Consider the following 10,458-nt stretch of genomic DNA (forward strand, 5'->3'; position numbering starts at 1 on the left):
ATCTACTTCCTGCTGCCGGATTGCCAGCAGTTCATATTCGCTTTTCTCGATCTCGTCGAGGATTGTTTCCAACTCCCGGGAGATGGTTTTTGAGACTTCCATCAGGTGATTGAGTTCATCCTTCTCAAAGTATGTGGACACCTCCCCGGTAACGGTGTCACGGAATGCAAGCATCGGCTGTACTGCTTGGACGATTAATTCATCGAAGGCGGTCTTCAATTTCTCCAAGCGCTGTTGTTGCACCTCGTCGTCACGGGTGAGTATGCTCAGTTTGGTATGGTGTTGGTCGAAGGAGTAGGCGCTGACTCCGATCTCTTGCAAATAGCGCCGGTCACCGGTTAATAGATAGCCTTGTTCGGCTATGCGGATATTGAGAAAGGTTCGCATCAAGCTCTTGGTTTCGGTGATGACATCATAGGTATGACTGAGCTCGCGATTGGTCTCAATCGCGTGGGTGGTCAAGCTCAACTTGATGTACCCAACGACCAAGAGGGCAATCAGGATGAGCACCAAACCGATGATGAATCGTCGAGTAATGCTCTGTTCTTTAATAGGGTATGTCTCCTTTCCTTTTTCATATAATACCCATATAAAGGATTGCATAACAAGAGTTTTCCTATCTGTGCAAACGCTATCGGTGCATCAATGTGTAGTATGTATTTTTTTTCAATCGATGAAAACAATACATGATAGGGGAGCCTGTCTCATAATTCCAGCAGAATTGATGTTTCTGTCCAAAAGCATTAGGGAGTTGCCTTGGTTGCAAGAAAACAGGCTGTTGGAATTCCAACAGCCTGAAAAAGGTGATGCATGCTCATCCGATCTAGAAAACAGAGTCCTTGTCGTAGAAATTCATGACGTTGTTCTTGTCGACCAACACCGAAGGAAGCACTACGGCGGTAGGAGACTTGGCGGTATGGAAGGCATCACTCTTCTTGCCTTCAACCACATCGAGGCAGTACATGATCGCATCATAGACCATGGACGGGTGGTACGTGGCGGTTGCCTTTACCAACGGGTCGTTGTTGATGATCATCTCATAGGCAGCCTTCGATCCTGCACCGCCGAATACCAGCTTGATATCCTTGCGGCCGCTCTCCTTGATGGCCTGCAGGACACCGATCATGACATCGTCGTCCTGGCAGTAGACAGCATGGATCTCTGGATACTTCTGGATGTAGTTCTCCATCAGCTCAAGTCCCTTCTGCGTGGACCAGTCGGCGAAATCATAGTTCCTGCCGCCGGCGAGGTTGATCAGCGTCGGCTCTTTGGCCATCTCGTCGAAGAATGCGTTCATGCGCTCTCCATCGATGACGACCGGCATGCCGCCCATTGCAACATACTTGGTCAGTTTGTTGGCTTTCATGTAATCACGTACGAAGGCGCCGGAGACCTTGCCCATTTCGTGGTTGTTGCCGGCAAGGTTTACATACCCGAAGGTGGTGTCGGTCAATCCACGGTCAACAACGATGCACTTCACTCCAGAAGCATGAGCTTCCTTCACCACAGGAGTCAGCGGGGCGGACTCGTGAGGAAGGACTACCAGATAATCCATACCCCAGACCATCAGGTCTTCGATATCGGAAATCTGTTTTGCGTAGCCGTCGGCATGGAGGACCTTGAACTCATACTTGCCGGGATACTTCTGCTGGAGTTCCCTCACTGCCTTGTCAGCCCACCAGCCAATGCCGCCGGTCCAGCCGTGGTCGGGAGAAGGTACTGCAATACCGATCTTCGGAACACTTTCTTTTGGTTCAGAAACGCCTTGGGCAAAGACCAAGCCTACCGAAAAGACCAAGCAAAGAACAATTACCAATACTCTCTTCATTTCCAATCCTCCTGTTTATTTGTTACCGTTGTTGTACTGAAGCAGTACCGCAACAATAATCACGAAACCCTTGACAGCCTGTTGCAGGAAGGCACTGATGCCTCCCATGACAAGCATGTTGTTGATGATGCCCAACATCACGGCCCCCATCATGGTGCCGATGATGCTGCCCTTGCCGCCGCTCATCAGCGTCCCCCCGATGACCGCTGCTGCAATGGCATCCATTTCATACCCCGCACAATCGCTTGGATTGATGCAGTTCAGCCTGCTCGACCACATGATTGCCGTAATTCCTACCGTGAATCCGGTGATGACATACGGAAAGAACTTGATTACAGCCACATTGATGGCCGAATACTTGGCCACCTGCTCATTGCTGCCTGTAGCACAGATATACCGCCCGAAACTGGTATGGTTGAGCAAAATATGCAGGATGATGCCTACGATGACGAAGAACCATACGGGAGTCGGCAGTCCGAGGATCGAACTGCTTCCCAATTTGCCGTACCCCATGTTGACCGAAAGGATGGTCCCTGCATTGGAAAAGTACTGGATGAGCGACCGGAATATGGACATGGTGCCCAAGGTAACGATGAAGGGTGCCATCTTGAACTTGGCGACCATAATGCCGTTCAGCGCACCACAGAAAGAGCCGAAGACCAGTGCAAACAGGAAGGTCAGCACGATTCCCATCGTCGAAGTCGGGCCGAAGAGGTTGAGAAAGAAGATGGAGATGCCTCCCACGAATGCCGTCATGGACCCGACCGAAAGATCGATGCCGCCGGAGATGATGATCAGCGTCATCCCCAAGGAGATGATGCCTGTATAGGATATTTGCCTGAGAATGTTCGTAAGGTTCCTGAATTTGAGGAAGTTGGGCCACCCGACGATGGTGGCGATGATCACCAGGATGATGAATGCCATCCCCAGCGAGTGGTCCTTGAAACGAAAGTTGCGTACATATGCAATGATTTTATTTTCACCCATCTTGCTCTACACCCTTTTTATCCCTGTTGCTTGGAACACAATGTTCTCTTCTGTGACCTGTCCTTTCTCCAGGCAGCCGGCCACTCTTCCTTCACGCATGACATAGACCCGGTCGCACATGCCGATTATCTCTTCCATTTCCGAAGAGACGATGATGCAACTGATCTGCTCTTGTGCAAGGCGGTGGATGAACTCGTAGATTTCCTTCTTCGAGTTGATGTCGATACCGCGCGTCGGCTCATCAAGTATGAGAATCTTGGGATCGGTATCCATCCAGCGGGAAAGATAGACCTTCTGCTGGTTGCCGCCGCTGAAGAACCTGAGCTGTGACTTTTTGGAAGCAGCCACAATCCTGAACTCCTTCATGTAGTGTTCAGCCGCTTGAGCCTCCTTGGCCTTGTCGATCAAGCCGCATCTCAGGTACTTCTCCTTCAGGGAAATCAAGGTGATGTTTTTGGGAATGTCGTAGTTCATTACCACTCCCTTTCCTTGGCGGTCCTCGCTGATGTACCCAAGCCCATATCGTACTGCATCCTTGGCGCTACGGATTCGTACGGTTTTGCCTTCGATGCGCACCGCCCCCTTTTCCGCCTTTCTCAGGCCCATCAAGGCTTCCATCGTCTCGGTGCGCCCGGCACCCACCAGGCCTGCGAACCCCAAAATCTCCCCCTTGCGCAAGAAAAAGGAGACATCCTTGAGCAAGGAACCCGAACAGAGTTTTTCAACTTCAAGAATCACGTCCTTGCCGGTACTGTCGATCTTTTCAGGAAAGACCTGGTTGAAATCACGCCCCACCATTTTTTTGGCTAGAATCTGGGAAGAGAGGCCCTTGACTTGGTCGATGCTGACCAGCTTTCCGTCGCGCAGCACCGTTACCCGGTCGCAAATGGCCAGGATTTCCTGAAGCTTATGCGACACAAAGAGTATCGTCACTCCCTTCTGCTTGAGCTTGCGCATCAAATCGAAGAGCGTTTGAATTTCCACCGCGGTAAGGGTGGTGGTCGGCTCATCAAAGATCAGGATCCGGGCATCGAGAATCATCGCTTTTGCAATCTCGACCATCTGCTTCTCGGCTACTGACAACTCGCTGACCATCCTGTTGACATCGAGAGGCATCTTCAACAGGTTGAGCTGTGCCTCAGCTTCCTTGCGCATGGCACTCTTGTCCAGCAAGATTCCCTTGTGCAGCTCGCTTCCAAGAAAGATGTTCTCATAGACCGTTAGGTAGTTGATCAGATTGAATTCCTGAGGAACAATGCCGATCCCCAGGCTTTTTGCGGTGATGTAATCGGGGATTTCGGTGACCTTCCCTCCAAGACGGATGACTCCATCCGTCTTCTGGTAGATGCCGCAGATGATTTTGATCAACGTCGACTTGCCGGCACCGTTCTCCCCAATCAGGCCCATGATCTCCCCCTCCTGAATGCTGAAGGAGACCCGGTCCAGGACCCGTACGGATGAGAATTCCTTGATGATTCCTTCCAGCTCCAGAAGGGTTGCGCGCTCGCTCATCAATTCTCCATTGCCTCGTCAAAGTCAACGTTCGAAGGATCGAAGTCAATCTTTCGTACCAGAGCAAGAGCTTCCTTGGCACCAAAGAGCCTGTCCATGCCGTTGTCTTCCCACTCGACGGAAAGCGGTCCGCGGTAGCCTGCTGCATTTGCCTCGCGGATGATCAGGTCGAAGTTCACATCGCCATGCCCGGGGGAGACGAAGTTCCAGCCGCGCCTCAGGTCCCCGAAGGGTAGGTGCGAACCCAGAATTCCGCTTCTTCCATCAAGTTTGACCATGCTGTCCTTGATATGCACATGGTAGATCGAGCAGGCAAAGTCACGGAAGAAAAGTGCGGGGTCGATACCCTGCCACTGCAGGTGGCTGGGATCGAAATTCAAGCCCAGGGTTTTCCGTCCCTTGAAGGTTTCCAGCAGTTTGACGGTGCTGTAGTAGTCATAGGCGATCTCGGAGGGGTGGACTTCGAGGGCGAATTTCACTCCCTGCTTGTCAAACTCATCCAGAATCGGTGTCCATAAGCGGAGAATCTCCTGATAACCGTCCTCGATCAACTTGCTTGAATTGGCAGGAAAGGAGTAGAAGTACTTCCAGATCGGGGAACCCATGAAGCCCGTCACTACCTTGCACCCCATGTTCTTGGCTGCCTGGGCGGTATACTTCATCTGCTGGATTCCCCAGTCCCGGATCGCTTGGTCATTGCCGCTAAGATTCTTGGGGGCAAAGCCTGCGAGACGAGGATCGCCGAAGGCATCCCCGACGCACTGGCCGGCCAGATGGTTGCCCAGTGCATAACAGCCGAGATTGTATTTTTTAAGGATTGCCAGCTTCTCTGCGACATACGCAGGGTCCTTGGCGGCTTTCTCGACGTTCATATGATCACCCCAACAGGCGATTTCCACCCCGTCGTAGCCCATTTCACTCACTGTTTTGCACATCACTTCAAAGGGAAGGTCAGCCCACTGACCAGTAAAAATCGTCACCATCCTTGCCATATCGCTCTCTCCTTATTCCTTCATTACTCAATGTCGATCCATACAGAGCCTTTCTTGCTGCTCTCGACACACTTGTTGATGAAAATCACACCCTCAAGACCCATTTCCACACCGGGGAAGTCCAAGTCGGAAGCGCTCAACTTCTCACCTTTGAGGTGCTTGGACAGGGCGAGGACAAAAGGTTTGTAGATATTTGCGAAAGCTTCGAACAAGCCCTCGGGGTGCCCGCTTGGAATGCGTGAGTATTGCTGCGCTTCGGCTGCGAATTGATCGCGTCCGCGGCTCCATTTCTGCTTTGGCCCATCATGGGGGGTGAAATAGAAGTGGTCGGGGTCTTCCTGCGCCCATTCGAGGCCGCCCTTTTCTCCGAACACCCTGAGCCTGAGGGCATTGTCATAGCCGAAGGCTATCTGGCTCGACCAGTACAGCCCCTTCGAGCCGCCCTCGTATTCCACCATCACCGAAGCATTGTCGTCCAGCGTACGTCCGTCCACCAGGGAATCAAGCCGGGCGCAAACGCGTTTGATCTTCAGGCCCGTGACGGTTGCGACCAAGTTCTCAATATGACTTCCGATGTCCCCAAGACAGTTGGAGATGCCAGAAATCTTTGGATCCATGCGCCAAGGAGCTATCGAACTATGCTCATCGATGGGGTTGGCAAGCCAATCCTGAGGGTATTCAGCATTCACGAAGCGAATCTTTCCCAAAAGGCCGTCTGCTACCATTTTGCGCATCTGTTTTACGGCAGGATAGCCGGTATAGGTGTACGTGACACCGAACAGGAGATCCTTCTCCTTGCAGATCCGGGCCAACTCTTGGCTCTGTTCGATGGTCCAGGTCAGGGGTTTGTCGCAGACAACGTGGATGCCTTCCAACAGAAAAGCCTTGCAGATGTCATAGTGGGAGTTGTTGGGAGTGACGCATACGGCAAATTTGATGCCATCGCTGCGCTTTGCTTCTGCTTTGGCCATTTCCTGGTAATTGGAGTACAAGCGATCAGAGTCGATGCCCAATTCCTGCCCAAAGGCCTTTGACTTTGCAGGATCTTTAGAGAAACAACCCGCTTTCAGAACTGCAAGGTTGTCAATACGGAGAGCTTTTCGATGCACATCACCGATGAAGGCTCCTTTTCCTCCTCCAATCATTCCGTACGGAATTTGTTCCATGGTCCCTCCTATGCACGCACGTGCATAACATGCTGAAAACCCGTGCATTTCTATTTTACGAGTTTATGGTACCACGTTTTTGCTCTTTCGCAAGGAAAAATGACAGAAAGAAATACACATCAATGCCTGCAGGCTTTGAGGTAGGAAAGGGCTTTCACTTTGCCTTCAATGTCCTCAAAGAAGGAGGAGCTCGTGGTTTCCAGGTCAATGCTCCCTCTATAACCACCTTGTTCGAGCAGAGCACAGAGTGAATGCCAGTCGGTATCACCAAGGCCGGGAAGGGTGGTATGGATGGCTTTTCTCTTGGCAAACAGCCCGAAGGTTTTCAGTGTTTCCCAGTCGACACGGGCATCCTTGCCATGAATGTGCTTGACTTTATCCAGCCACCGGGAGAGCTGGGCAACCGGGTCGACGAACGCTTCCACCTGGTGGCAGGGCTCCCACTCCAGGCCAAGCCTCTCATTGTCAAGCGTGGAGAACAGGAGGTTGAAAGCATCATCGTTGATGGCAATATTCCACTTGCCCTGCTTCCAGGTATCCCCGAGTCTGCAGTTCTCCATGAGCAGGCCTTTGCAGTCGTTTTGATACGCCAGATCCAGCAGTTCGGAGAACAAGGCTTTCCAACTCACAAGAGAATCTTCCACCGAAGCACCAGGCACTCTTCCTGCAAAACCGGTTACAAAAGGATCCCCGAAGCGTGATGCACTTTCGATGAGGCGCTTCCAGCCTTCGGCGGTTTCTGCTTTCTGCAAAGGATTGCCCCAGATTGAGAGGGCTGCTACCTCAAGGCCCGCTGTTTGTACCTCTGCAGCCAAAGAATCCAAGTCACTATCTCCAAGGGTCTCCCAGAAGCTGATCGAGAGTGTTTCAAACCCCAACTTCTTGAGCAGTCTCAGCGTCTCTTTGTCCAGTTCATGGGCACCAACCAAGGCTCCAACTGCAATGCTCATCCGATCATCTCCTCCAGCAGGCCCTGAACCGAGAGTCCGTCCTCCAGGTTGGGCCTTCCTGCTTGGTCCAGATCGACCCAACGCACAAAGGTTTGATAGGTTGATGGAGGTGCAGGTGCACTGACGTGATAGCTTTCTCCCCCACCAGGAGCAACAAGAATCTGCTTGCGGTCGAGTGAGGTGTTCATCTCCAAGGTGGCCTGTGTTCCCACAACCTTCAACTGCAGCGAATCGTCGGATTGCTTGTCGGCATAGGAACAGCCAAGGATGCAGGGAACATCGTTGCCGACTTTGAGCTCTCCCTGGTATTCGATCAATACCTGGTCGGTGACGGTAGAGAGGGTTTTTACAAAGCATACCGATCCAAACAGGAGCAGGAGGAGATCCAGCAGGTGACTGCCCAAATCGGCGAGACACCCACCCCGATTATGGGAGGGAAGCAGGCGCCACTTCCATCGGAAATCCTGCTCGGGATCTCCCCATACATGACTTTGCTGCCAACTCTGCAGATACATTGCCTCAACACGCATCAGGGCCCCAAGCTTCCCAGTGTTGAGTACTTCTTGGGCTGCCGCCAATGCCGGAATGTTGCGCTTGGAGAAGTTTACCATGAAGGGGACATTGAAAGAGGCCTCATCGAGCTGCCGGGCCTGCTCAAGGCTCGTACACAACGGTTTTTCACAGAAGACGGCAAATCCAAGCTGAAGTGCCAGCAGACAGCACTGATGGTGGAAGGCATCGGGAAGACAGCAACTGACAGCATCGGCCCTGCCTTGGAAACGGGAGAGCTGATCGACGTCTGCATAGGCTTCAGATACTGCGTAGGTGGAGCAGAAATGGCTTCGGTGCTCGTCGTTGTGGTCGATGGCTCCGACCAACTCAACTCCCAGTTCGATGAATTTCTTGGCTTGGTAGGTACCCATGCCCCCGCAGCCGATCATGATCAGTTTCATCAGGCACCTCCGTATCGCGTGGTGGACTTGCGGATGACGAAGTCGGTATCAGCCCACTTCTGCTGTCCGGCCCTTCCCTGCTCGATCATGCTGACCAACATCAGGATTGCTTCTTTTCCCATCTCGGTGATGGGATGGTTCACTGTGGTCAAAGGCGGGGCGCTGGTGCTTGCAGGCTGGAAATTGTCATATCCGATGACCGAAATATCCTGCGGCACCCGTTTTGTGTGTTCACTGCAGGCTTGGAAGAATCCGAAGGCTTGGCGGTCGCTGGCTGTCATCACCAATGACGGCCCGTTTCTCAGCTGGCTGAAGGCGTCAAAGCCCGAACTGCGCGAGAAGTTACCTTCAACGATTGTTGTCGTACAATGGTGGTGTGCCGCCAATTTCTCGAACATGGCCAGCCTGTCCTTGCCGTTCTTGAACTGCAGGTCTCCGGTAATGTAGCCGATGTGTGAGTGGCCCAATCCAATTGCATGCTCGAAGGCTTTGGTCATGCCCACATCCGGTCGCGCATAAATGCTGGCCGCACCTTGTTGATAGTTGTTGACCAGGACAAAGGGAAGTGAGTGGTCAATCAAGGGCTGCAGTTCCGGGAAATGGTCCTTGGTGATGGCGAAGACCAGGCCGTCAAAGCTATGGCTGTTGATGAGCTCCTGATAGGAACGATACCGGCCCAAATGGTTCTCGAAGACGATGCTGATCGTATAGTTGTGTTCAAGGCTTCCCAGCAGCAGGCCATCGAGCAACGAGGGGAAGTAGGGGCGGGTGAAGGGCATGATTGATGGGTAGAAGGGGACCACAAAACCGATGGCGAAACTTCGGTTGCTCGCAAACAAGGTGGCGGTGCGGGAGGGGAAATACCCCAGCTTCTCTGCAGCCTGCCTGACCTTCTTCTTGATCTCTTCACTGATCAGAGGGGAGTTGTTGAGTGCACGCGATACCGTCGATTCCGATACCCCTGCCGCCTTTGCAACATCCTCTCTTCCAACATTCTTTCCCATGCAGGCAAGTGTAGCATGGGTTTCCTTGCTTGGGTACGGTTTTCCAAGAACACAAGCTGTCGGCACAGAACACTGGAAAACAGATACTCTACAGTTAATGAAATAAATTATTAATAAGTACTTGATATTATTAATGAGATTGATTACTATCAGCTCATCAGATATCACAACAAAACCCAAGGAGATACACATCATGGAAGAAATGCAGAACACCGGTACCAGCATGCCTTTGATCGGAGACAAGGCTCCCGCTTTCAAAGCGGTTACCACCCAAGGACCGATTAGTTTTCCCGAGGATTACAAGGGCAAGTGGGTTATCCTTTTCAGCCACCCGGCAGACTTCACACCCGTCTGTACCACCGAATTCATGACATTCGCCTCGATGGCTGATGAGTTCAGATCCCTGAACACCGAGTTGGTCGGTCTTTCCATCGACTCGCTGTATGCCCACATCGCCTGGCTGAGAAAAATCCAGGAGCTTGAGTGGAACGGCATGAAGCATGTTGAGGTGAAGTTCCCGGTCATCGAGGATATCAAGATGGATGTCGCCCGCAAGTACGGCATGGTCCAGTCCCAGTCCTCCACCCAGGCGGTTCGTGCGGTCTTTGTCATCGACCCCAACGCCGTCGTGAGAACCATTCTGTTCTATCCCGCTTCCACCGGCCGCAACTTCGACGAGATCAAGCGCGTCGTGCTCGCCCTTCAGAAGGCCGACAAGGAGCAGATTGCCACTCCTGCTAACTGGAGACCCGGTCAGGATGTCATCATCCCCACCCCCGGCAGCTGCGGGACGGCCAAGGAGCGCATGGAGAGCAAGGACGAGAATCAGTACTGCCTTGACTGGTTCCTCTGCTTCCGTAAGGAAACAAAGTAAATAAACAGAAGAACAGCTGGTGAAATACAGGCAGGGAGAGCAACTGCTCTCCCTGATTGCAGTATCCACACGAGGTAGTTGTTATTTGTAGGAAATCGCACCCTTGGTGCATACGCGCTCGCACTCATGGCACACCAGGCACTCGCTCTTCACTATCCGGTGTTTCTCTTCCTTCACAATGGCCCCGCTTGG

Annotated in this window: 10 protein-coding genes; 1 reads left to right on the forward strand and 9 read right to left on the reverse strand. The window is 52.4% G+C overall.

Annotation, left to right across the window (positions count from 1 at the left end; translation table 11 throughout):
* From B3F49_RS08485 to B3F49_RS08525, 9 genes are all read right to left on the reverse strand, one after another.
* Positions 1–603: CHASE3 domain-containing protein (locus B3F49_RS08485; RefSeq protein WP_293910402.1), on the reverse strand; the 603-nt coding region annotated here is incomplete at its 3' end.
* Positions 604–823: 220 nt separating this feature from the next.
* On the reverse strand, positions 824–1,828 hold the full coding sequence (locus tag B3F49_RS08490) for a substrate-binding domain-containing protein (RefSeq protein ID WP_293895160.1): 1,005 nt from the start codon (positions 1,826–1,828) through the stop codon (positions 824–826).
* 15 nt (positions 1,829–1,843) lie between these two features.
* Entirely contained in the window at positions 1,844–2,815 is a 972-nt protein-coding gene (locus tag B3F49_RS08495; RefSeq protein ID WP_293895157.1) for an ABC transporter permease, read from the reverse strand.
* Positions 2,816–2,821: 6 nt separating this feature from the next.
* Positions 2,822–4,327, reverse strand: a complete 1,506-nt coding sequence (locus B3F49_RS08500; RefSeq protein ID WP_293895154.1) for a sugar ABC transporter ATP-binding protein — start codon at positions 4,325–4,327, stop codon at positions 2,822–2,824.
* Complete coding sequence (locus B3F49_RS08505; RefSeq protein WP_293910404.1) at positions 4,327–5,319, reverse strand: sugar phosphate isomerase/epimerase family protein; 993 nt, start codon at positions 5,317–5,319, stop codon at positions 4,327–4,329. The genes B3F49_RS08500 and B3F49_RS08505 overlap by 1 nt, the downstream gene beginning before the upstream one ends.
* Positions 5,320–5,342: 23 nt before the next feature.
* Positions 5,343–6,485, reverse strand: coding sequence for a Gfo/Idh/MocA family protein (locus B3F49_RS08510; protein ID WP_293910406.1), 1,143 nt, complete (start codon positions 6,483–6,485; stop codon positions 5,343–5,345).
* A gap of 119 nt (positions 6,486–6,604) precedes the next feature.
* On the reverse strand, positions 6,605–7,435 hold the full coding sequence (locus B3F49_RS08515; protein WP_293910408.1) for a sugar phosphate isomerase/epimerase family protein: 831 nt from the start codon (positions 7,433–7,435) through the stop codon (positions 6,605–6,607).
* Complete coding sequence (locus B3F49_RS08520; RefSeq protein WP_293895145.1) at positions 7,432–8,388, reverse strand: Gfo/Idh/MocA family protein; 957 nt, start codon at positions 8,386–8,388, stop codon at positions 7,432–7,434. Before B3F49_RS08520 ends, B3F49_RS08515 begins: the two co-directional genes overlap by 4 nt.
* Positions 8,388–9,392 (reverse strand): LacI family DNA-binding transcriptional regulator, encoded by a 1,005-nt coding sequence (locus tag B3F49_RS08525; protein WP_293910410.1) that lies wholly within the window; start codon positions 9,390–9,392, stop codon positions 8,388–8,390. Before B3F49_RS08525 ends, B3F49_RS08520 begins: the two co-directional genes overlap by 1 nt.
* Before the next feature lie 193 nt (positions 9,393–9,585).
* Between B3F49_RS08525 and B3F49_RS08530 the strand changes: the two genes are divergently transcribed.
* Positions 9,586–10,266 carry a peroxiredoxin gene (locus tag B3F49_RS08530; RefSeq protein ID WP_293895140.1) on the forward strand — a complete coding sequence of 227 codons (681 nt, stop codon included), beginning with the start codon at positions 9,586–9,588 and terminating at the stop codon, positions 10,264–10,266.
* Positions 10,267–10,458 lie beyond the last annotated feature (192 nt).

The organism is Sphaerochaeta sp. UBA5836, assembly GCF_002432845.1.
In the GTDB taxonomy this organism is placed as follows: domain Bacteria; phylum Spirochaetota; class Spirochaetia; order Sphaerochaetales; family Sphaerochaetaceae; genus Sphaerochaeta.